This is a genomic window from Janthinobacterium sp. SUN118 (assembly GCF_030397695.1).
GTDB lineage: Bacteria > Pseudomonadota > Gammaproteobacteria > Burkholderiales > Burkholderiaceae_D > Janthinobacterium.
The window spans coordinates 612,662-634,961 of the sequence record NZ_JAPUBV010000001.1 but is presented as its reverse complement, the minus strand read 5'-3'; the positions used below and the strand labels follow the sequence as shown (position 1 = coordinate 634,961).

Here is a 22,300-nt window from a genome sequence, read left to right as displayed (position 1 = left end):
GTCAGCGGGGACGGGAAATTACTGCGGCTGGGAAGGCGCGTCGCCTTCGGCGGCCGCATCTGCGTCAACCTCGGCGTCGTCCGCTTCCGGCTCATCGCCCTCGGCGCCATCGGCCGGCTTCGGATTGTTTTTCGCTTCCAGCTTGCGCCTGGCTTTTTCCTCGGCTTTCTTCTTCTTTTCCAGCTCTTTTTGCCGTTTTTCGTATTGGAAATTTGTCTTGGCCATTTACTACCTCTTTAGTTTTTAGATGTTACAGATAACCGCATAAGGCACATTATGACGCAGTTGAGCGAAACGCCAAGTTTTTAGCCACGGGGATGATGCTGCGCATGCAGCAGTTTCAGGCGCTCGCGCGCCACATGCGTGTAGATCTGCGTGGTGGAAATATCGGAGTGTCCGAGCAGCAATTGCACGACGCGCAAGTCCGCGCCATGGTTCAGCAAGTGCGTGGCGAACGCATGGCGCAGGGTATGCGGCGACAGCGGCGCCGTGATGCCCGCGCTCAGCGCATGTTTCTTGATCACCACCCAGAACATTTGCCGCGTCATGGCGCCGCCGCGCCGCGTGACGAAAAGCGCATCGTCCATCTGGCCATCGAGAATCACGCCGCGCGCCTCCTTCAGGTAGCGCTCTATCCACAGCCGCGCCTGCTCGCCGAACGGCACCAGCCGCGTCTTGCTGCCCTTGCCCGTGATGCGCAGCACGCCGTCGTTCAGGCTCAGCTCCACCGATTTCAAGTCCACCAGCTCCGACACGCGCAAGCCGCTCGCATACATGAGCTCGAGCATGGTGCGCTCGCGCAGGCCCAGCGGCGTGCTGACGTCGGGCGCCGCCAGCAAGGCCTCGACCTGCGCTTCGCTCAGCGTGTGCACGAAACGCGCGGGCTGCTTGGCCGACACCATCTTCAGGCACGGGTCGGCCGCGATATGCCTGTGCCGCAGGGCCAGCTGGTAAAAGCGCTTGAGCACGGACAGGCGCCGGTTCGACGACGTCGCCTTGCTCTCGTCGTGGCGGGCGGCGAAATACGCTTCGATATCGGTCGTGGACACGTCGTACAGGCCGTCGCGTCCGGGCCGCGCCACCTCCAGCCAGCGCGCGAACAATCGCATGTCGCGCCGGTAGGCGTCCAGCGAATTTTTCGACAGGCCGTCTTCCAGCCACAGGCTGTCGCAGAATTCATCGATCAGGGTGGCGTTGTCGGGCGCCAGCAGGCTGTTCATCATCGGTAGGCTTCCACGCCTTCGTGCGCCAGCAGCCAGCGCTTCACGCCCAGGTGGAATCCCATGGCATCGTCGTGGTGGGCAAAGCCGCCCAGGCCGCCCGCGGCCGTGACCCTGTGGCAGGGGATGAGCACGGGATACCAATTGGCGCCGCAAGCCTGGCCGACGGCGCGCGGCGCCGAGCCGATCAGGCGCGCCACGTCGCCATAGGTGCGCACCTGGCCGCGCGGGATGGCGGCGATCGCCGCCCAGACTCGTTGCTGGAATGCGCTGCCCGGCTCGGCCAGTGGCAAGTCGAACGGCGCATCGGGATCACGGAAATAGCGCGCCAGCTGCACACAAGCCAGTTCGGAGACGGCATCCTGCGGCGCTTTCTCGTCGAAGTGCGGCGGCAGGTAAACCAGTTCGCGCAGCTGGCCGCCCTCCACGCGCACGCCCATGGCGCCGAACGGCGCGGCCACGATGGCGCTGAAGCGCTCACTGCCCTGTTGTTTTTTCATCTGCTGATCATTATTCAAGTGTGGCATATATGCAACCTGCCGGCGCCGGAGACAGCGCCACGGGGATTATGCACCGACTTTAGGCGTGCCGGCGGACGTTTCCAAGGCACGAAAAAAAAGCGCACCAGCCGGTGCGCTTCAAATATTGCTTCACGTTCCCGGTCGTTTGGGTCCGCCGGTGCCGGCTTGTGGCCGCAGACAGCTATGACTCAACAACTTCTGTGAAACGTGTGTCTCCTCAATATATCCCCGGTATCAATACCGTTTTTATAGACCACTCCCCCACCAACCTTGTAACCAATTCTGTGCCGCAGCCTTGCTACCAGGGCGCATATGCTTATACATGTTTCCCCGTAAGGCCGCCCATCATAGCGCATTTATTCGGCCGGATCGACTTTTTTTGCACCATGGCGGGGACAGTTATTTTAGTTGTAAATTAAATTCGGCAGCCACAGCGAAATTTGTGGTACGTAGGTAATCAGCACGAGGAAGCCCAGCATCGTCAGCAGCCACGGCATCACGGCCACGGTCAGTTCGGAAATGCCCATCTTCGTGATGCCGGACGCCACGTACAGGTTCAGGCCCACGGGCGGATGGCACATGCCCACCTCCATGTTGACCACGATCAAGATGCCGAAGTGCACGGGGTCGATGCCCAGCTTCATGGCGACAGGGAACAGAATCGGCGCCATGATCAGCACGATCGACGACGGTTCCATGACGTTGCCGGCCAACAACAGCAGCACGTTGACCACCAGCAGGAAGCTGATCACGCCCAGGCCCTTGCCCGTGATCCATTCGGCCATCGCCTGCGGGATGTTTTCGCTGGTCATCAGAAACGAGAACAGCACGGCGTTGGTGATGATGTAGAGCAGCATCGCCGACATGGCGGCCGAATCGAGCAGGACCTTGCCCACCTGCTTGAGCTTCAAGTCCTTGTAGACGAAGACGGCGATGATGAAGGCGTACACGGCAGCCATGGCCGCCGCTTCCGTCGGCGTGAAGGCGCCCGAATAGATGCCGCCCATGACGATGACGATCAGCAGCAGGCCCCAGGCGCTCTTCTTGAAGGTGACGAAGCGCTCCTTCCAGCTGGCTTTCTGCATGCGCGGATAGTTATGCTTGCGCGCCAGGAACCAGGTGGTCAGGCCCAGCAGCATGGCCAGCATCAGGCCGGGAATCACGCCGGCCATGAACAGCTTGCCCACGGACGTGTTGGTGCTGACGGAATACATCACCATCACGATCGATGGCGGTATCAAGATGCCCAGCGCGCCCGAGGTGGTGATGACGCCGGCGCCGAAACCGCGCGGATAACCCTGCCTGACCATGGCGGGCAGGATGATGGAGCCGATCGCCACCACGGTGGCGGGGCTGGAGCCGGAAACGGCGGCAAACAGCGCGCACGCCATCACGCCGGCCAGCGCCAGGCCGCCATGCCAGTGGCCCACCATGGAGCTGGCGAAGTTGATCATGCGCCGCGCCACCCCGCCATGCGTGAGGAAATTGCCCGCCAGGATGAAGAACGGGATGGCCATGATCTCGAATTTCTCGATGCCGGTAAAGATCTTCAGGGCCACCGATTCGATGGGCACGCTGGTCATGGTGAACAGGAAGGTCAGCACCGTCAGGCCCAGCGAGATGGAAATCGGCATGCCGGTCAGCATCAGCGCCAGCAGCAATACAAAAATGATCAGCGCGTTCATGCCTTGGCTCCTTTTTCTTCCGCCGTCAATTCCTCGTCCAGCCCCTCGACATGCGAGTGGTCGTGTTTTGGCAAGGCGCCCGTCTTGATGAAATGCACCATCACCTGCAGGAAGCGGAAGCACATCAGGTAGGAACCGAGCGGCACGGCCAGGTAGACCAGCCACATCGGCACCTCCATGTCGGCCGAGGTCTGGTCCGTGTGGCCGATCGACCACACGAAGCTGGCGCCCAGGGTACCCACAACGCCCGTAAACAGGGCGCCGGCGGCCAGGCCGAAGACGATGAAGCGGTCGCGCCAGCGCGGGTTCATGCGGTTGATCAGCACGTCGACGCCCACGTGGATGCCCGTGCGCACGCCATACGCGGCGCCGAACTTGGCCATCCAGACGAACATGTAGATGCACAGCTCCTGGGCCCAGCTGGTATTGATTTGAATCAGGAAGTCCTGCACGCCCGGAATGGGCAAGCCCGCCAGGTAGCGGTGCACGACGGCGACGAAAATGATGAAGGTGGCCGCGCCCATCAGGGTCGCGATCAGCCACTCTTCCAGGTGATCCAGAAATTTCATGGTGGACTTTCAAAGAGTGCGGGTGCGCTGGCCCCCGCGCAGGACGCGCCGGGGCCGGTGAGACGGAACGGCAGGCGATGCCCTGCCATCTGCGCCAGGCGGCGCAGAACGCTGAAACCAGCGGCTTACTTCGCGCTTTCCTTGTTGATGGCCGTGATCAAGTCCTTGCCGATGCGCGCTTCCATGGTTTTTTGCACGGGCGCCAGCGCCTTGCGCCACTCGGCCTGCTCCTGCACCGTCAGCGTGTAGATCTGCGTCCTGCCCGCCTTCTTGATGGCCTCGAGGGCCTGGTCATTGTCACGCTGGGCGATGGCCTTTTCAAACGTGGTAGCCTCGCGCATGGCTTTTTCCAGCTGGCTGCGAATTTCCGGGGGCAAACCGTCCCAGAATTTCTTGTTGACGATGACGGCATAGCCCAGGTAGCCGTGGTTGGACACGGTCACGTGCTTTTGCACTTCATGCATCTTTTGCGTGTACATATTCGATGGCGGATTTTCCGTGCCGTCGACGACGCCCGTCTGCAGCGCCTGATACACTTCCGAGAAGGCCAGCACCTGCGGATTGGCGCCCAGCGCGCGCATCTGCGCGTCGAGCACCTTCGACGACTGGATGCGCATCTTCAGGCCCTTGAAGTCGGCCGGGTGGTGCAGCGGCTTGTTGGCCGACATCACCTTGAAGCCGTTGTCCCAGTAGGCCAGGCCCGTGATACCCTTGGGTTCCAGCTTTTTCAGCAGGCTCTTGCCGATTTCGCCTTCGGTGACGTTATACAGCGCGGTCTTGGTGGGAAAGATATATGGCAGGTCGAACGCCTCGAATTCCTTCACGCCCAGCGGGCCGAACTTGGCCAGCGAGGGCGCCAGCATCTGCACGGCGCCCAGTTGCAGGGCTTCGAGTTCTTCCTTGTCCTTGTACAGCTGGCTGTTCGGGTACAGTTCGACCTTGACCTTGCCATTCGTGGCTTTCTCGGCCAACTGCTTGAAGCGTTCGGCGGCCTGGCCTTTCGGCGTATCGGTCGCCACGACGTGGCTGAACTTGATGACGATGGGCGCCTGGGCGTAGGCGTGCACGCCGGCGGTGGCGCCGATGGCCGCGCACAGCGCGACGAACATGGTTTTCATCTGCATTTCTGTCTCCTGAATGGTTTTTTGAAAAACTTTATTATTTGTCTACTTGGATATTGTGCCAAAGAAACTGCCTCGGCTATTGTGGTTAACCACAATAGCCCGCGCCCGATAAGCCGCTACCCTGCCAGCCATGCCGACTCCCCCCACCCTTGCGCGCCGCTTCAAGCTATCGAGCCCGATGCGCTGGCTGCTGCCCGTCATCCTGCTGCTGCTGTTCCTCTCCATCCTGTTCTGGCTGCCATGGCAGGCACGCCAGATGGAGAGCAACGAACGCCAGGAACAGCTGATCGCCGACACGCTGTGGGTCGAGCAGACCATCCGCTTCCAGCTGGCGCGCAACGAGGAAAGCCTGTTCAACCTGGGCACCGACATCGCCAGCGGCGCCCTCGGCGCGGAAAAAGTCCATGAACGGCTGCAGCAGATGCTGCGCAACGGGCGCGAACTGCAGCGCGTGCTGTGGCTCGACACCAGCGGCAAGGTGCTGGCCACCAGCGACAACAGCCTGCCGCACGAACTGGCCTTTTCGCCGGCCTCGCTGACGGCAGGCGACAATGCGCGCCGCCTGCACCGGGGCCAATATGCCCAGCCCTCGCAGCAGAGCGGCTTCCCCGACGCGCCGCCCGGCGCCATGCTGATGGATTACCACCAGCCCCTGTTCGATGGCCAGCGCTACGTGGGCAGCCTGGTGGCGACCTACCAGATCGGCAGCCTGCTCGATGAAATGGTGCCATGGTGGTTTGCCCAGGATAATCAGATTTCGCTGATCGACCGCGACGACAAGGTGCTGGCGCGGCGCGCCGCCGCCGGTCCCGGCCACGGCGTGTACACGCACAAGCGCGCGCTCGACGTGCCGGGCGCCACCATCACGCTGTTTACCGACAGCGTGAAAAGCCAGCCCAAGCTGCTGCCCAATTTGCTGGTCGGCTCCGTCATCGCCCTCTCGCTGGGTCTGATATGGAGCTTGCTGGCCCTGTGGCGGCATATCTCGCGCCGCCTGATGGCCGAAGGCGCGCTGCGCCAGCAGATGCTGTTTCGCACGGCGATGGAAAACTCGCTGGTGACGGGCATGCGCGCGCGCGACCTGGAAGGACGCGTCACCTATGTCAATCCCGCATTTTGCCAGATCGTCGGCTATCCGCCCGAGGAAATCCTGGGGCGCTTGCCGCCCATGCCCTACTGGGTGCCCGAGGCGCTGGAAGAATACCAGCAGCGCTTCGTCAAGGCGCTGGCCGGCAATCCCACGCCGCAGTTCGAAACCTATTTCCAGCGCCCCGACGGCACCCGCGTGCCGGTGCTGATCTTCGAGGCGCCGCTGGTGGACAAGCACGGCCAGCAGACCGGCTGGATGGGCTCCGTGCTCGACATCTCGGACCGCAAGCGCGTCGAGGAACTGAACCGCCAGCAGCAGGAAAAACTGCAGACAAGCTCGCGCCTGGCCACCATGGGCGAACTGGCGTCGATGCTGGCGCATGAACTGAACCAGCCGCTGGCGGCCATCTCCAGCTACACCACGGGCGCGCTGAACCTGATACGGCGCGCCATCGACAGCGGCGCGCCCGTTGACCCGGCCACCCTGAAACCGGCGCTGGAGCACGCGGGCGCACAGGCGCAGCGGGCCGGCCAGATCATCCGCAGCGTGCACGATTTCGTGCGCAAGAGCGAGCCGCAGCGCCAGGATATCGCCATCCGCACCCTGATCGACGGCATCCGCGCGCTGATCGACCTGCAGGCGCGCAAATACTATGTGACCATCCAGGAAGAGATACCTGCCGACCTGCCGCTGCTGCGCGCCGATCCCGTGATGATCGAGCAAGTGCTGCTGAACCTGACGCGCAACGCCATCGAGGCGATGCAGGATGCGGCGCCGGGACGGCGTATCATGCGCCTGCGGGCCAGCCACGACGCGCAGCAGGACATGGTGACGGTGGACGTGATCGACCACGGCCACGGCATCCCGCAGGACGTGGCCGAGCGGCTGTTTTCGCCCTTCTTCTCGACCAAGGCCGAGGGCATGGGCATGGGGCTGAACATCTGCCGCACCGCCATCGAATTTCACGGCGGCGCGCTGACCTTCAGCGCCAACCCCGCTGGCGGTACCATCTTTACATTCAGCGTGCCGGCCGTGCCGCGCGCGCCGCACTAACCGATAACGACGATAACAGAAAGCCGGAGACACCATGCTGCATATCATTGATGACGAAGAAGTCGTACGCGACTCCCTGTCCTGGCTGGCCGCCTCGCGCAGCATCGAGGCGCGCAGCTACGCCAGCGCGCAGCAATTCCTCGACGGCCTCGATGGCAGCTTCGACGCCGGCGGCGACTGCGTGCTGCTCGACGTGCGCATGCCCGACATGAACGGCATCGCCCTGTTCGACCAGCTGGTCAAGCGCGACCTGACGGCGCGCCTGCCCGTGATTTTCCTCACCGGCCACGGCGACGTGCCGATGGCCGTCGACAGCCTGAAACGCGGCGCCTTCGATTTCTTTGAAAAACCGTTCAACGACAACGACCTGATGGACCGCGTGCAGCAAGGCCTGGCCAACTCGCGCCAGGCCGGCGAACTGGCCGCCGTGCACGCGCGCCTGGCCACCCTGTCGACGCGCGAACGCGAAGTGCTGGACCTGATTTTGGCGGGCAAGATGAACAAGGTGGTGGCCGACAAGCTGGGCATCAGCATGCGCACCGTGGAAGTCCACCGCGCGCATATCTTCGACAAGATGCAGGTCAAGACGGCGGTGGAGCTGGCGGGGTTGTTGAAGTAATGCAGCAATGTTGGAGTACGCGGCGCTGGCGCGCCGCCAATCCAACCTACATTGCAATGTAGGTCGGGTAGGTCGGGTTAGCGCGCAGCGCGTAACCCGACAGCACCACCAGCGTTACTCGTCGTGATGTTCATGGTGCTCCGCCGCCCCATGCTTCCAGTAGCTGGCCGCATGCAGATGCTGCTTCGGCACGCCGGCTTCAATGAAATGCCCGCGCAAGCCCTGTACCTGTGCATGCTCGCACGCCACCCACACGTAGCCGTCGCCGTCCTGCGGCAAGACCACTTTCGCCAGTTCCGCCAGCAGCAAGGCACCGCTGCGGCCATTGCGCGGCACCCAGCGCACGTCCAGCTGCGCGGCGCTGTCGAGCGCGATCTGCTCGCCGTCTTCGACGATTTCGATCACGGCAATCGCGCGCGCCGTGGCTGGCAACTGCTCGAGGCGGCGGGCGATGGCCGGCAAGGCCGTCTGGTCGCCCACCAGCACATACCAGTCGAAATCGAGCGGCACCAGCATCGAGCCGCGCGGTCCGCCCACGCCCAGGGTCTGCCCGGGCACGGCTTGTGCCGCCCAGGTGGCTGCGGGGCCGTCGCCATGCAGCACGAAGTCGATCTCCAGCTCGCGCCGCGCGGCGTCATAGCGGCGCGGCGTGTAGTTGCGGGCGATGGGACGCGCCCCTTCCGCGTACTGGACGGGATTCGGGCCATTGCCCAGCACGGGAAACACGGGCGCTGCTTCGCCCGGGGCGGGGAAGAACAGTTTCACGTGGTCGTCGTGCGCGGGCGAGACAAAGCCGTCAAGATCGTCGCCGGCCAGGGTGATGCGGCGCATGTGCGGCGTCAGCTGCTCGGTGCGCACGACGGTGAGCACGCGCAGTTTCAAGTCGTGCCGCACGCGTTCCGTGGTCCGCAGGCGTTGCGGTGCGGGTGTTGCCGATGAGGTATTCGTCATGTTCGGTTCCTTGTCAAAGTGGATTCATTGACCATCGACGATGGCATTCGCCGCCTGCTCCAGCACGGCGGCCACGCGTTCGGCTTCCGCGTCCGTCCAGTTGGTCTTGTTCAGCAGCAGCGCATGCTTGAGGGTGTGCATGCCCTGGCGCACGCGCTCGGGCAAGGCGTGTTTCGCCTGGATGCGGGCGAACATGTCGAGGCGGGCCAGGATGCCGTCCACCTGGGCGCGGTTTTCCTCGATATAGGCGCGGCCCAGGTCCGTGATGGTGTAAAGCTTCTTGCCGCTGGCGCTTTCACTGGACGTGACGTGGTCCTGTTCTTCGAGCAGGGTCAGGGTCGGGTAGATGGCGCCCGGGCTGGGCGCATAGGCGCCGCCGCAACGCTCTTCGATGGCCTTGATGATTTCATAGCCGTGGCGCGGGCTGATCTCGATCAGCGCCAGCACGATCAGCGGCAGGTCGCCGCGGCCGAAGACGCGCTCGGCCCGTTCGCCGCGCCCGCCCCGGCCACCGGGGCCGCCATGACCCATGCCATCGCCGCGCTCGTCGAAGCCGCGCGGGCCGCGGCCATGCAGGTAGTATTCGTGGCGATGTTCGTGACGATGCTCGCCGCGATGGTGTTCGCCATGGTGGTGCTGGCCGCAATGGGCATGATGATGGTGATGGCCGCCGTGGCCGTGTTCTGCGTGGTGTGAGTTTCTCATGTTTTCTCTTTAAAGATATATCGTTAGTAGGTATCGTCATTTTATAACGATATATCGATAAGTCAAGGAAAAATTCATGGCGCGGGCGTACCGGCGTTTGCTATGCTGGGCTCTCCGCCACCAACAAGCCATCGCCATGCCTGAAAAAACCGTCCCGGAAAAGATGTATGTGAAGAATGCGCAGGCGCTGGCCGTGCTCAATGATGGCGGCGAACAGGCGGCCTTGCTGGCGCAGCTGCCGCCCGAGCGCATGGCCAAGGCGGGTGATAACGCCGACTGGATCTTGCTGTTTGCGCGCAGCCGCGCGGAACTGGAACGCCACCTGCCGGCGGCGCAGGCGCGCCTGGCGCCCGGCGGCGCGCTGTGGCTGGCGTACCGCAAAGGGGGAATCAAGGCGGGCAGCGATATCCAGCGCGACGACATCCGCGCCTACGCGCAGGCACTGGGACTCGACAGCGTGGCCATGATCGCCATCGACGCCGACTGGTCGGCGCTGCGCCTGAAGCAGGTTTAGCACACCTCGGCAAACCTGCTGCGCGTCGCGCCTTGCGGCCTGCGATGCTCGCTGCGCCTCCCAGCCACAGATCACTGCCGCCCGCTACGGTTTTGTCAGGCGTTCTTGAACGCAGCTCAGACGACGCCGTGCAGCGCCAGCGCCCATTCGACGTGTTCGCGCACGATGGCCGACGGGTGTGCGCGGCGCGACAGCAGGGCCGCGACGATGTCGGCCTGTCCCCGCACCTTGGCGGCCGCATTGCCCATGCCGACGGCCAGGTTGCGCAGCCAGCGTTCATGGCCGATGCGACGGATGGCGCTGCCTTCCATGCGGCGGTTGAATTCTTCTTCCGTCCAGGCGAACAGCTCCACCATGCCGGCGCTGCCCAGGCTATGGCGCTCGTCGAAATCAGGCACCACGGCGCGCTGGGCGAACTTGTTCCACGGGCAGACGGTCTGGCAATCGTCGCAGCCATATACCTTGTTGCCGATCAGGGGCCGCATTTCGACGGGAATGGCGCCCTTCAATTCGATGGTCAGGTACGAGATGCAGCGGCGCGCGTCGAGCTGGTGCGGCCCCAGGATCGCTTGCGTCGGGCACACCGTGATGCACGCCGAGCACTGGCCGCAGTGCGGCGTTTCAGGCGCATCCACCGGCAGCGGCACGTCGATGAGGATCTCGCCGAGGAAAAAGAAGGAACCGCCCTGGCGGTTGATCAGCAAGGTGTGCTTGCCGCGCCAGCCCAACCCGCCCTTTTGCGCCAGTTCCACTTCCATCACGGGGGCCGAGTCGCTGAAGACGCGGTAGCCGAAGTCGCCGATTTCGCCCTTGATGCGTTCGGCCAGCTGCTGCAGACGCGAGCGCATCACCTTGTGATAATCGCGGCCGCGTGCATACACGGAGATCACGGCCGCCGCGGGATCGGCGTCGCGCGCCGCCTCGCGCTCGCGCCAGTCGGGGCCCAGCGCCGGCGGCAGGTAGTTCATGCGGGCGCTGATGGCGCGCACCGTGCCTGGCACCAGTTCGGCCGGGCGCGCACGCTTCATGCCGTGGCTGGCCATGTATTCCATTTCGCCGTGATACCCTGCATCGAGCCAGGCCTGCAGCCCCGCTTCCATGTGCGACAGGTCCACATCGGCGATGCGCACCTCGGCAAAACCCAGCTCGCGCCCCCATTGCTTGATGGTGCGCGCCAGGGCGGCGAGATCGGTGACGGTGGCGGACATAGGGGACTTTACGGAAAACAGCGGCGGCGCGGGCGGTTACAATGGGAGCAGCCTCCATTTTATGCGATACCGAAGATAATGACCGAACACTTCAAAGCCCACCTCCACGACGAAGCCGGCACCGCCGCTCTGGGCGCCGCGCTGGCGCGCGCGCTGGCCCCAGGCCTGGCGATCTACCTGCACGGCGACCTGGGCGCCGGCAAGACGGCCCTCACGCGCGCGCTGCTGCATGCTGCCGGCCACACGGGCCACGTGAAAAGCCCCACGTATACCCTGTCCGAACCGTACACGGTGCAACTCGACGGCCAGGCCGTCAACGTCATTCATTTCGACCTGTACCGCATGGGCAGCGCCGAGGAATTCCTCGACGCGGGCTTTCGCGAAGACTTCAATGGCCACAATATCTGCATCGTCGAATGGCCGGAGAAAGCCGAACCGGTCCTGCCGCCGGCGGACCTGAATGTTTATTTGAGCGTTGCGGGTACAGGACGTGATGTAGAATTGCAAGCGTCTTCTGAATTGGGTCTGTCATGCCTTCACCGTCTCAAATTCGCCCCGAACCTTTGATATCCTCGCCCATCACCCGGCGTACGGTGCTCAAGGCCGGCGGCACCCTGCTGTTATCCGTCTTCGCGCCGATGTCGGCGATGGCGGCGCAAATTCTCGCCGTGCGCGTCTGGCCTGCCGAGGATTACACCCGCGTCACGCTGGAAAACGACAGCATCCTGAAAGCGACCCACTTCATCGTCAAGGACCCGGAACGCCTGGTGGTCGACATCGAAGGCCTGGAGCTCAATCCCACGCTGAAGGGCCTGGTGGCGAAGATCCAGTCGAACGATCCATATATCAAGCAGGTGCGCGTGGGCCAGAACCGGCCCAACGTGGTGCGCCTGGTGTTCGACCTGAAAGAGGAAGTCACGCCGCAGCTGTTTACCCTGCCACCGGCAGGTTCGTACAATCACCGCCTGATCTTCGACCTGTACCCCGTGCACGAGCCGGACCTGATCGCGCAGATGATCGAAAAAGGCGACTGGTCCAGCGATCCGGCCAAGCCGCCGATGGCCGGCACGCACACGCCGCCGCCCGCATTGCCGCTGCCCGACAGCGGCAAGCCGCCCGTCGCCGTCGCGCCCGTGGCCCCCATCGTGCCGCCGGTCCCCGATATCCGTCCCGAACAGCGCCCCGAAGCGCGCCCCTTGCCGGGCCAGAAAGTGGTGCGCATGATTACCATCGCGCTCGACCCCGGCCACGGCGGCGAGGATCCTGGTGCCATGGGCAGCAAGGGCAGCCGCGAAAAGGATGTCGTGCTGGCCATCGCCAAGCGCCTGAAAACCAAGCTGGAGCTGCAGCCGAACATGCGCGTCATGCTCACGCGCGACGCCGATTTCTTCGTCCCGCTGGGCATGCGCGTGGAAAAGGCGCGCAAGGTGCAGGCCGACCTGTTCGTCTCGATCCACGCCGATGCGTTCATCCAGCCGACGGCGCGCGGTTCGTCCGTCTTCGTGCTGTCGGAAAAAGGCGCCACCTCGACGGCGGCGCGCTGGCTGGCCAACAAGGAAAACCAGGCCGATTTGATCGGCGGCGTCAACGTGAAGAACCACGACAAGCAGCTGGCCAGCGTGCTGCTCGACCTGTCGACGACGGCGCAGATCAACGACAGCATGAAGCTGGGCAAGGCCGTGCTGCGCGAGATCGGCGGCATCAACCGCCTGCACAAGGGCTCCGTCGAACAGGCCGGCTTCGCCGTGCTGAAGGCGCCCGACATTCCCTCCATCCTGATCGAGACGGCCTTCATCTCGAATCCGGAAGAGGAAGCCAAGCTGACCGACAACGGCTACCAGGACCAGATGGCCGACGCCATCGTCACGGGCATCAAGAATTACTTTGCGAAGAATCCGCCGCTGGCGAAAAGCCGCCTGACCTGACATGAAAGCCTAGCATGAGCAAGAGTACCTTTGGCCAGTTGCCGGCCGTGACCATCCGCGCGGCCGACGGCGCGCAGGCGACCGTCACCCTGTACGGCGGCCACCTGGTCTCATGGCGTACCAGCGATGGCCAGGAGCGTTTGTTTTGCAGCCGCGATTCCGCCCTTGACGGCAGCCGCGCCATCCGTGGCGGCGTCCCGGTGATCTTCCCCCAGTTCGGCGCGCGCGGCACGGGCATGCGCCACGGCTTTGCGCGCGTGGCGACCTGGCAGCTGGCCGCCAGCGGCGAAGCCGATGGCGCCGCGTATGCGGAATTTACCTTGACCCAGTCCGATCTGCCCGAAGCGATCGCCGCCGCCTGGCCGTTCGCCTTCACCCTGCGCCTGCGCGTGGCCGTCAAGGGGCAAGCGCTGGACCTGAGCCTGTCCGTGCAGAACACGGGCGAGCAGGCGTTCCCGTTCTCGGCCGCCCTGCATACCTATTTTGCGATTGAACAGCTGGATGCGGCACGCATCGCCGGCCTGCAGCGCGTGCGCTACTCGGACGAGACGCCGCAGGACGCCCTGCAGGCGGAAGAGCTGCTGCAGCTTGCCGACAAGCTGGACCGCATCTATTACCAGCTGCCGGGCGCCCTGACCCTGCAGGCGGGCGCCGCCACCCTGCGCCTGGAGCAGCAGGGCTTTACGGACGCCGTCGTGTGGAACCCGGGCGCGCAGGACGCGGCCGCCCTGCCCGACCTGGCCGACGACGAATACCGGCGCTTCATCTGCATCGAGCCGGCCCTGATCCAGCCAGATACGCTGGCCGCCGGCGCCGGATGGACCGGGCGCCAGCACCTTGAATTTACATAAGAGTGACTGAAAAAGTCCAGGGCTAGGCGCCTCGCCGAAGGCAGTACGCATGTACGACGAGGCGGGGTAACAACGCCATGGGCTTTTCTCAGGCGCTCTTAATCCCGCTCTTAATTCGATTCCTTGATGATGCGGCCATTGGCAGGCTGAATCGGCCGCGCATTCAAGGGATACAGGCGGCTGAACAGCGCCATCTGCGCCGGCGACGCCTGCACCGGCTGCTTCATCACCATCCACAGCACGCCCTCGCTGCAGGGCGGCTCCGTCATCGATCCCATGTAGGTGTAGTAATCGCGCCGCGTCGGCAGCATCTCGGCCGGATCAAGCAGGATGGACGGGTGCATGGTCTCGAATTTTTCCAGCGGCAGATTGTTCCACACGGTCTGGATGGTCGCTTGCGGCGCGCCCCGCTCCAGCAGCAAGGCCAGCACGGCCTGCCGCCCTTCCGCATCGCGGTGCACCAGGTGCACCACCATCTCGAACGCCTTGCCGTTGATGCGCTCTTCCGACGGACGGTGGAAGTGGAATTGCTGCAGCTCGAACATGCGGTTCTGCACCGTGATGTAATTGCCGCCGCTGACACCCACCTGCACCGTGTGGCCGTTGTCGACCACATTGAACGACGACGGGTGGTAATCAAAACTGATCTGCTCGAGTTCGACCTTCATGCCGTCGCGGATATCGATCGGCGACTGGCGGCTGCCATTGCCGCACTTGGCCCAGTCGACATTGATCTTGCTCCAGTTGGCCGGACCGCTCTCGCCCTCGTACGACCAGTGCGTGCCACGCGGCACGGGTGGCGGTGGCGGCGGCGCCGCCTTCACGACGGCCGCGCGCTTGGCACGCGCGGCGGCGCGGGCCGCCTGGGTGGCGCGCATTTCCGCCAGGCGCGCCGCGATGCGTTCGGACAGGTCGACTTCGGCCGCTTCTTCCTTCTCGCGCGCCGTCGGCGCGACGGTGACGGGCGCCTTGGCCTCCTTGCCCTTCACCGATTCGGTCAGGGTTTTCATGGCGGCCGCGCGCGCCGACGCCGACACCGGCGCGCTGGCTGGCGTGGATGCGGCGGCGGTCGCCGGGGCGGGGGCATCTTTGGCGCTTGCCATGGCCGTCATCACGGCAAGGCTGCAAGCTAACAGGGCGCTCAAATGTCGCATGGAAATCCAGAAAGTAAGAATACCCTCTGGTTTACGGCTGGAAAGCAACAAAACTTGAATCAGGGCAGGAGCAATACGGAAGTACCGAAGAGAAAACAGGATCCAGGGCCAGCTGCGGACGGCGCCGCAGCGTGCTTGCCCTGGATCTTTGCGGCAATTACGCCGACTTGCCGACCATGCGCTTGTAGAGCTTCCACATGCCGCCCAGCACCACCGGCACGACGGCGGCGCCCACGCCGATCAGGACGATCAGGGTCAGGTGGTCGCGGATCCACGGGATATTGCCGAAGAAGTAACCGGCCGTCACCAGGCCCACCACCCACAGCAGGGCGCCCGTCACGTTGTACATCTGGAAGCGCGCATGCGTCATGTCGGAAATACCGGCGACGAACGGCGCAAAGGTGCGCACCACCGGCACGAAACGGGCCAGGATGATGGTCTTGCCGCCGTGCTTTTCAAAGAATTCATGCGTACGGCGCATGGCGTCCTTGTTGATCCAGCGGTAATCGTGGGTAAATACCCTCTGCCCGATGGCCTCGCCTATCCAGTAATTGAGCGTGTTGCCCGTGATGGCGGCCGTGACGAGCAGGAAGATCAGCAAGCCCAGGTGCATCTGTCCCGTCGCGCAAAATGCGCCGGCGATAAACAATAAGGTGTCCCCAGGGAAGAAAAACAGCACGACGAGGCCTGTTTCGCAAAAAATAATGGCAAACAGCACCGCATACACGAGGGTGCCGTACTGCTCGATCAAGATACCCAACGTCTTGTCGACATGCACGATCATGTCGAGGAATTGCACAAAATCCATATATTTTTCCCTAAAGGTAGCGGCGGAATCATACACCACCCGGCCGGCGCAACGGCAGTCCCCGGCCCGATATTTGTTGATTAATTATGCGGCGCCCTTGCGCGCGTGGCAATTTAAGTAAAGGTTAAGGAACGAGCCTGCCAAAGTGCCCAGGCCGGCTGTGCTCCCGGCATGCCAAGCATGCGCCCTGCAATGTTTTTCCAACGAAATATTGCCATTCCGGTATACACTTTCTGACCGGCGCAATCCGCGCCGACCAGGAGAGTACAACATGCGTCTGCATCCACTGAACGGCCTGACCATGGCCACCGTGCTGGGCCTTGCCCAGCTGTCCGCCCACGCAGCGCCTGTGCAGATCAAGGCGCCCGCCGAGCTGCCCGCCAAGGCGACGCTTGCCGACGCCATCAAGGCCTCGAAGCCGTCCGACTGGCGCCCGCTGGACCCGAACAATACCCTGTACCTGGAAATTCCCGCCGGCCGCGTGGTAATGGAACTGGCACCCGACTTCGCGCCGAAACACGTGGCCAATATCAAGGCCCTGGTGGCCGAGCAGTACTACGATGGCCTGGCCATCACGCGCGCGCAGGACAACTGGGTGGCGCAGTGGGGCGATCCGAACGAAAAGAATCCCAAGCCGATCCAGCACGCCCAGCGCACCCTGCCCGGCGAATTCACGGTGCCCCTGAAAAACATCAAGAGCTTCACGCGCCTCCCGGACGCTGATGGCTATGCGCCGCAAGTGGGGCATTCGAACGGCTTCCCGTCCGCGCGCGACCCGAAAAGCGGCACGGCCTGGCTCACCCATTGCTATGCCACCGTGGGCGTGGGACGCGACACGGGCAGCGACAGCGGCGGCGGCACGGAGCTGTATGCCGTCATCGGCCAGTCGCCGCGCCACCTGGACCGCGACATCACCGTCGTCGGCCGCGTCGTCGCCGGCATGCCCCTGCTGTCGACGCTGCCGCGCGGCGCCGGCCCGATGGGCTTTTATGACAGCCCCGAGAAAAACGTGCCGATCAAGGCGATCCGCCTGGCCGCCGACATGCCGTTGGCACAGCGCAGCAACCTGGAAGTGATGCGCACCGATAGCGCCGCCTACCAGGCCGTGCTGGAAGCCCAGCGCAACCGTGGCGGCCCGTGGAGCAAGGTCGCCGCCGGCCACATCGACCTGTGCAATGCGCCGATACCGGTGCGGGAAGTGGCGAAGTAAATCCATAGGGAGGCGGGCCGGCAGCAACGGACCCGGCCCGACCTCCCGATGCGAACCCGCTATAATCGCAGCATGAACGCTCCCATCACGCCCCACCGCCCGATCCAGGCCTTGCCTGACCAGTTGATTTCGCAAATCGCCGCCGGCGAGGTGGTCGAGCGGCCATCGGCCGTGGTCAAGGAGCTGCTGGAAAACGCGCTCGACTCGGGCGCCACGCAAATCACCGTGCGCCTGGAAGAAGGCGGCGTGAAACGCATCGCCATCACCGACAACGGGCGCGGCATCGACAAGGAGCAGTTGCCGCTGGCCCTGGCGCGCCACGCCACGTCGAAAATCGCCTCGCTGAGCGACCTGGAAAACGTGGGCACGCTGGGTTTTCGCGGCGAGGCGCTGGCGTCCATTGCCTCCGTGGCCGCCGTCACGCTGACTTCGCGCACGGCCGATGCGGCCCATGCGTGGGAAATCGTCGGCTCGCACAATGGCAGCGTTTCGCCGTCGTCGGGCGCGCACGGCACCACGGTGGACGTGCAAGACCTGTATTTCAATACGCCCGCGCGGCGCAAGTTTTTGAAGTCGGAACAGACGGAATACGGCCACTGCGCCGAAGTCGTGCGCCGCATCGCGCTGGCGCGGCCCGACGTCTCGTTCTCGCTGTCGCACAACGGGCGCACCATCGACCAGTGGAATATCAGCGAGCTGGCCAAGCGCAGCGCCCACATCCTCGGCAACGATTTTGCCGAAGCGCGCCTGGCGCTGGACGAATCGGCCGGCACCTTGCGCCTGCACGGCTTCGCCGGCCTGCCGACGGCGTCCAAGGCACGCGCCGATGGCCAGTTCTTTTACGTCAACGGACGCTTCGTGCGCGACAAGCTGCTGGTGCACGCCGTGCGCATGGCGTACCAGGATGTACTGCACGGCGACCGCTTCCCGTCCTATGTGCTGGCGCTCGACCTCGACCCGGCCCTGGTGGACGTCAACGTGCACCCGTCGAAGATCGAAGTACGCTTCCGCGACAGCCGTTCCGTGCACCAGTTCGTCTTCCACGCCGTGCAGCGCGCGCTGGCGCAGACGTCGGCCACGGCCTTCGGCAGCGTGCCGGCGCCCCTGCCCGCCGCCTCCACCCTGAGTGGCGACAGCGGCGCGGGCGGCCCCGGCATCTGGCGCCGCGAACAGACGCAGACCTCGTTCGGCGCGCAGTTTACGAACACCTTTGCACCGGCCACGCCCGGCGCGGCCCGCCCCTTCTTTGCCGATGCGCCGGGCGTGGCGCAGGACACCTCCGCGTATGGCGCCCTGTTCGGTGGCGGCAGCGCATCCTCGCCGGTCACGCAGGTGGAGCCCTACATCGCCTCGCCCGAAGCGATGGCGCGCGAAGAATATCCGCTGGGCTTCGCCCTGGCCCAGCTGCACGGCATCTATATCCTGGCGCAGAACACCAAGGGACTGGTGCTGGTCGACATGCACGCCGCGCACGAGCGCATCCTGTACGAACAGCTGAAAAACGCGCTGCAGGCGCAGGTGTCGGGCCAGGACATGCAGGTGCAGTCACTGCTGATCCCCGTGACGTTCTACGCGGACGCCATCGAAGTGTCGACGGCGAATGAAAACCAGGACACGCTGAAAGCGCTGGGCTTCGACATCGCCGCCCTCTCGCCCACCACCCTGGCCGTGCGTTCCGTGCCGACGCTGCTGAAGAATGCCGACGCGCAAACTCTGGCGCGCGACGTGCTGCGCGACGTACGCGAATACGGCGGCTCGCGCGTGCTGATCGAGCGCCAGAACGAATTGCTGGGCACCCTGGCCTGCCACACGGCCGTGCGCGCCAACCGCATCCTGTCGGTACAGGAAATGAACGCCCTGCTGCGCCAGATGGAGAGCACGGAACGCGCCGACCAGTGCAACCACGGTCGCCCGACGTGGGTGCAGGTCGAGATCAACGCGCTGGATAAACTGTTCCTGCGCGGCCAGTAAACAGCAGGTCGGATTAGCGCAGCGTCATCCGACACTGCAGCGGCGGCATCACGTCGGCTTGCGCTTGCGCCAAGCCCACCTACGCACCACCTTACAAGAGTCAACATGCAAAACACTCCTCATCTCCCCCTGGCCGTCGCCATCATGGGCCCCACGGCCAGCGGCAAGACGGCCAGCGCGCTGGCCATCGCCCAGGCCATCCCGTCCGAGATCATTTCCGTCGATTCTGCCCTCGTCTACCGGGGCATGGATATCGGCACGGCCAAGCCCTCGAAAGAAGAACTGGCGGCCGTCCCCCATCACCTGATCGACATCATCGACCCGCTCGATGCGTATTCGGTGGCGCAGTTCCGCAACGACACCCTGCGCCTGGTGACGGAGATCACGGCGCGCGGCAAGCTGCCGCTGCTCGTCGGCGGCACCATGCTGTACTTCAAGGGCCTGGCCGATGGCCTCGACGATTTGCCCGGCGCCGATCCCGCACTGCGCGCCCAGCTGGAAGAGGACGCCGCCGCCATCGGCTGGCCCGCCATGCATGCGCGCCTGGCAGAGCAGGATCCCGTCACAGCCGCGCGTCTGGCGCCTGCCGATGCGCAGCGCATCGGCCGCGCGCTGGAAATCATCGCCCTGTCCGGCCAGCCCATGTCGGCCCTGCTGGACCGCCGCGAAAAGACCGTGCTGCCGTTCCAGCTGCAGTCGTTCGCGCTGGAACCGTCGGACCGCGCCGTGCTGCACGCGCGCATCGCCACGCGCTTCGACCTCATGCTGAAAGACGACGCCTTGCTCGATGAAGTGGAGCAGCTGCGCCGCCGCGGCGACCTGCATCCGGGCCTGCCGTCGATGCGCTGCGTGGGCTACCGCCAGGCCTGGGAATACCTCGATGGCCGCATCGACCGCGCCGCCTTGCGCGAGACGGGCATCATCGCCACGCGCCAGCTGGCCAAACGCCAGCTGACCTGGCTGCGCTCCATGCCGGAACGCATCGTCATCGACTGCCTGGGCGCCGATCCGGCCTCGTCCATGCTGGCGCAGATCCAGCCCTTGCTAAAGTAACCACCACCGATGTGCACGCAGAAAAATCCGCACATTTTTTTGCGCCGGCATTGACAAGGAAAACAGAAGACTGGATAATGCTCGGCTGTTGGGTGATATAGCTCAGTTGGTTAGAGCACAGCATTCATAATGCTGGGGTCGGTGGTTCAAGTCCACCTATCACCACCAAAGAACAATCGGCAATGGCCCAGCGGCAGTCAAACTGGGCCATTGTTGTATAACCAGCATCCGGTGCGAACCGGTCTGTTTGGTGATATAGCTCAGTTGGTTAGAGCACAGCATTCATAATGCTGGGGTCGGTGGTTCAAGTCCACCTATCACCACCAAGAATTTGCAGTATTGATCAACCCGCCCCTGCCTCGTGCAGCGGCGGGTTTTTTCATTTCAGCGCGTGCCACATTGCGGCCTGCACGCAACACCTGCGCCCTTCGCATCCATTAGGGATTGTCGCGGGACGGCGCCAGCGATTACAATGAGAATAATTCTCATTTATAGTTTTTACCCGCCCGCCATGTCCACCATCCCGTCCAGCCTGCAACAGCAAGTGCAGTCGCTCTACAGCGAGCATCACGGCTGGCTGGTGGGCTGGCTGCGCCGCAAGCTCAGTTGCCCGCACGGCGCGGCCGACGTGGCGCAAGACACGTTTTTGCGCATCATCGCCTCGCGCGATGCGCTGTTCGGCATGCGCGAGCCGCGCGCCTACCTGTCGACGACGGCGAAGCGCCTGCTGCTCGACCGCGCGCGCCGGCAACTGCTCGAGCGCGCCTACCTGGCGGAACTGGCCGCGCTGGCCGACAGCCTGCCCGGCGCGCCGTCGCCGGACGAGATCCTGATGGCCATGCAGGCGCTCGAGCAGATCGCCGGCGCGCTGGCCGGCGTGAACGCCAAGGCGCGCGACGCCTTCTTGCTGCACTACCTGGAAGAGCAGCCGCAGGCGGCGGTGGCGGCGCAGCTGAACGTCTCCACGCGCATGGTGCAAAAATACCTGGTGCAAGCCTTGCTGGCATGCCGCCACGCCTGTCCCGGTATGGCGGCATGAGCAGCGCGCGCACGGATGTCGCCGCCGAACAGGCCGCCCACTGGATCGTGCAGCTGAGCGCGGACGATCCGGCCGAGCGCGAACAGGCGCGGGCCGGCTACGCGGCGTGGAAGGCAGCCGATCCGCTGCATGCGACGGCGGCGGCCGGCATGGAAAACCTGCTGGGCCAGTTGAGCGCCGTGCGCGCACCGGCCGGTGGCGACCACCGCCCCGCGCGCGCCGCGCTGGCCGCCATCGCGCCCAAGCGTCCCCGCCAGCGCCTGCGCCAGCTGGCCGCCGCCGGCGCCGTGGCCGTGCTGGTGCTGACAACCGCCATGGTCGCCAGCGAACGCCCCGCCTACCTGCTGGCCGACCTGCGCAGCCCCACCGGTCAATGGCGCACGCACACCCTGGCCGACGGCAGCCGCCTGACCCTGGGCAGCCACAGCGCCGTCAACGTGCATTTCAGCGCGGGCGAGCGGCATGTGGAACTGGTGCGTGGCGACATCCTCGTCGACGTCGCCAAGGATGCGCAGCGCCCCTTCATCGTCGACAGCGGCCAGGCGGCGATCCGCGCGCTCGGCACGCGCTTCACCGTGCACAGGGACGACGGCGCCACGATATTGAGCATGCTGGAATCGAAAGTGTCGGCGCAGGTAGCGCAGCATCCGGCCACCGTGGTACAGGCAGGCCAGCGCGCGCGCATCACGTCCGATGGCGTGGGGCCACTGACCGCCATCGATGCGGCCAGCGTGCAGGACGCGTGGCGCGCGCACCAGCTGGTGGTCGACGACCAGCCGCTGGCCGAGGTGCTGGACGAACTGGCGCGCCACCGCCCCGGCCAGCTGCATTACGACCGCACGCAGATCGCCGGCATCCGCGTGGCAGCCGTGCTGCCGCTGGACGACACCGACAAGGCGCTGCAGTTGCTGATCGACAATTTCCCGCAGCTGCGCATCCGCATGCTGACGCGCTACCTGGTGATGGTGGACGCGCCCGCCGGCGGCGCAGCAAAAAATAAATAAAAATTTTGCATGCACGGTTCCACTTT

23 protein-coding genes and 2 tRNA genes are annotated in these 22,300 nt (G+C 64.6%); 14 read left to right on the top strand and 11 right to left on the bottom strand.

The annotated features are described in order from the left end of the window. Positions 1–18 precede the first annotated feature (18 nt). The 6 genes from O0880_RS02935 to O0880_RS02910 all read right to left on the bottom strand — a co-directional run bounded on the left by O0880_RS02935 (position 19) and on the right by O0880_RS02910 (position 5,119). Entirely contained in the window at positions 19–225 is a 207-nt protein-coding gene (locus O0880_RS02935; RefSeq protein ID WP_289884933.1) for a hypothetical protein, read from the bottom strand. 80 nt (positions 226–305) lie between these two features. After that, the gene (gene xerD / locus O0880_RS02930) at positions 306–1,220 is read right to left on the bottom strand and encodes a site-specific tyrosine recombinase XerD (RefSeq protein WP_198043943.1); all 915 of its coding nucleotides are present in this window, start codon (positions 1,218–1,220) and stop codon (positions 306–308) included. After that, the gene (locus O0880_RS02925; protein WP_289884932.1) at positions 1,220–1,720 is read right to left on the bottom strand and encodes a methylated-DNA--[protein]-cysteine S-methyltransferase; all 501 of its coding nucleotides are present in this window, start codon (positions 1,718–1,720) and stop codon (positions 1,220–1,222) included. The genes xerD and O0880_RS02925 overlap by 1 nt, the downstream gene beginning before the upstream one ends. Before the next feature lie 425 nt (positions 1,721–2,145). Further along, complete coding sequence (locus tag O0880_RS02920) at positions 2,146–3,426, bottom strand: TRAP transporter large permease subunit (RefSeq protein WP_071322107.1); 1,281 nt, start codon at positions 3,424–3,426, stop codon at positions 2,146–2,148. Further along, a complete protein-coding gene (locus O0880_RS02915; RefSeq protein ID WP_071322106.1) occupies positions 3,423–3,995 on the bottom strand; it encodes a TRAP transporter small permease in 573 nt (190 codons plus the stop codon). Before O0880_RS02915 ends, O0880_RS02920 begins: the two co-directional genes overlap by 4 nt. Before the next feature lie 125 nt (positions 3,996–4,120). After that, a complete protein-coding gene (locus tag O0880_RS02910) occupies positions 4,121–5,119 on the bottom strand; it encodes a TRAP transporter substrate-binding protein (RefSeq protein ID WP_071322105.1) in 999 nt (332 codons plus the stop codon). 130 nt (positions 5,120–5,249) lie between these two features. Between O0880_RS02910 and O0880_RS02905 the strand changes: the two genes are divergently transcribed. Both O0880_RS02905 and O0880_RS02900 read left to right on the top strand, forming a co-directional pair. Next, positions 5,250–7,262 (top strand): PAS domain S-box protein, encoded by a 2,013-nt coding sequence (locus tag O0880_RS02905; protein WP_289884928.1) that lies wholly within the window; start codon positions 5,250–5,252, stop codon positions 7,260–7,262. 34 nt (positions 7,263–7,296) lie between these two features. After that, positions 7,297–7,881: a response regulator gene (locus O0880_RS02900; protein WP_289884927.1), complete on the top strand. Its 585-nt coding sequence runs from the start codon at positions 7,297–7,299 to the stop codon at positions 7,879–7,881. A gap of 114 nt (positions 7,882–7,995) precedes the next feature. Here the strand turns inward: O0880_RS02900 and O0880_RS02895 are convergent, their stop codons facing one another. Together O0880_RS02895 and O0880_RS02890 are read right to left on the bottom strand one after the other, a co-directional pair. Beyond that, a complete protein-coding gene (locus O0880_RS02895; protein ID WP_289884926.1) occupies positions 7,996–8,832 on the bottom strand; it encodes a siderophore-interacting protein in 837 nt (278 codons plus the stop codon). Between the two features lie 24 nt (positions 8,833–8,856). Further along, positions 8,857–9,363: a PadR family transcriptional regulator gene (locus tag O0880_RS02890; protein ID WP_198043942.1), complete on the bottom strand. Its 507-nt coding sequence runs from the start codon at positions 9,361–9,363 to the stop codon at positions 8,857–8,859. Here O0880_RS02890 and O0880_RS02885 point away from each other — a divergent pair. Both O0880_RS02885 and O0880_RS02880 read left to right on the top strand, forming a co-directional pair. After that, positions 9,355–9,528 (top strand): hypothetical protein, encoded by a 174-nt coding sequence (locus O0880_RS02885; RefSeq protein WP_289884925.1) that lies wholly within the window; start codon positions 9,355–9,357, stop codon positions 9,526–9,528. The genes O0880_RS02890 and O0880_RS02885 overlap by 9 nt on opposite strands. Before the next feature lie 145 nt (positions 9,529–9,673). Beyond that, on the top strand, positions 9,674–10,051 hold the full coding sequence (locus tag O0880_RS02880) for a DUF3052 family protein (protein ID WP_289884924.1): 378 nt from the start codon (positions 9,674–9,676) through the stop codon (positions 10,049–10,051). Between the two features lie 116 nt (positions 10,052–10,167). On the opposite strand, the gene queG is transcribed toward O0880_RS02880, so the two are convergent. After that, positions 10,168–11,259, bottom strand: coding sequence for a tRNA epoxyqueuosine(34) reductase QueG (gene queG / locus O0880_RS02875; protein ID WP_289884923.1), 1,092 nt, complete (start codon positions 11,257–11,259; stop codon positions 10,168–10,170). Positions 11,260–11,337: 78 nt separating this feature from the next. Between queG and tsaE the strand changes: the two genes are divergently transcribed. The 3 genes from tsaE to O0880_RS02860 are packed head-to-tail and all read left to right on the top strand — an operon-like array spanning position 11,338 to position 14,035. Beyond that, a complete protein-coding gene (tsaE, locus tag O0880_RS02870; protein ID WP_289884922.1) occupies positions 11,338–11,826 on the top strand; it encodes a tRNA (adenosine(37)-N6)-threonylcarbamoyltransferase complex ATPase subunit type 1 TsaE in 489 nt (162 codons plus the stop codon). Continuing rightward, positions 11,790–13,184 carry an N-acetylmuramoyl-L-alanine amidase gene (locus O0880_RS02865; protein ID WP_289884921.1) on the top strand — a complete coding sequence of 465 codons (1,395 nt, stop codon included), beginning with the start codon at positions 11,790–11,792 and terminating at the stop codon, positions 13,182–13,184. Before tsaE ends, O0880_RS02865 begins: the two co-directional genes overlap by 37 nt. Positions 13,185–13,198: 14 nt before the next feature. Then, on the top strand, positions 13,199–14,035 hold the full coding sequence (locus O0880_RS02860; RefSeq protein WP_289884920.1) for a D-hexose-6-phosphate mutarotase: 837 nt from the start codon (positions 13,199–13,201) through the stop codon (positions 14,033–14,035). Between the two features lie 110 nt (positions 14,036–14,145). On the opposite strand, the gene O0880_RS02855 is transcribed toward O0880_RS02860, so the two are convergent. Together O0880_RS02855 and O0880_RS02850 are read right to left on the bottom strand one after the other, a co-directional pair. Continuing rightward, the gene (locus O0880_RS02855; RefSeq protein WP_071322096.1) at positions 14,146–15,189 is read right to left on the bottom strand and encodes a carbonic anhydrase family protein; all 1,044 of its coding nucleotides are present in this window, start codon (positions 15,187–15,189) and stop codon (positions 14,146–14,148) included. Positions 15,190–15,346: 157 nt separating this feature from the next. After that, positions 15,347–15,997: a VTT domain-containing protein gene (locus O0880_RS02850; protein ID WP_071322095.1), complete on the bottom strand. Its 651-nt coding sequence runs from the start codon at positions 15,995–15,997 to the stop codon at positions 15,347–15,349. A gap of 271 nt (positions 15,998–16,268) precedes the next feature. Here O0880_RS02850 and O0880_RS02845 point away from each other — a divergent pair, with 271 nt between their 5' ends. From O0880_RS02845 to O0880_RS02815, 7 genes are all read left to right on the top strand, one after another. Continuing rightward, positions 16,269–17,207, top strand: a complete 939-nt coding sequence (locus O0880_RS02845) for a peptidylprolyl isomerase (RefSeq protein WP_289884915.1) — start codon at positions 16,269–16,271, stop codon at positions 17,205–17,207. Positions 17,208–17,279: 72 nt separating this feature from the next. Beyond that, positions 17,280–19,178 carry a DNA mismatch repair endonuclease MutL gene (gene mutL / locus O0880_RS02840; protein ID WP_071322093.1) on the top strand — a complete coding sequence of 633 codons (1,899 nt, stop codon included), beginning with the start codon at positions 17,280–17,282 and terminating at the stop codon, positions 19,176–19,178. A 105-nt stretch (positions 19,179–19,283) separates the two neighbouring features. Continuing rightward, a complete protein-coding gene (miaA, locus tag O0880_RS02835) occupies positions 19,284–20,231 on the top strand; it encodes a tRNA (adenosine(37)-N6)-dimethylallyltransferase MiaA (RefSeq protein ID WP_289884914.1) in 948 nt (315 codons plus the stop codon). A 91-nt stretch (positions 20,232–20,322) separates the two neighbouring features. Continuing rightward, a tRNA-Met gene (locus O0880_RS02830) sits at positions 20,323–20,399 on the top strand. A gap of 81 nt (positions 20,400–20,480) precedes the next feature. Beyond that, a tRNA-Met gene (locus tag O0880_RS02825) sits at positions 20,481–20,557 on the top strand. Between the two features lie 185 nt (positions 20,558–20,742). Further along, positions 20,743–21,270 (top strand): sigma-70 family RNA polymerase sigma factor, encoded by a 528-nt coding sequence (locus O0880_RS02820; RefSeq protein WP_071322091.1) that lies wholly within the window; start codon positions 20,743–20,745, stop codon positions 21,268–21,270. Beyond that, positions 21,237–22,274 carry a FecR domain-containing protein gene (locus O0880_RS02815; protein ID WP_289884912.1) on the top strand — a complete coding sequence of 346 codons (1,038 nt, stop codon included), beginning with the start codon at positions 21,237–21,239 and terminating at the stop codon, positions 22,272–22,274. Before O0880_RS02820 ends, O0880_RS02815 begins: the two co-directional genes overlap by 34 nt. Positions 22,275–22,300: the final 26 nt, after the last annotated feature.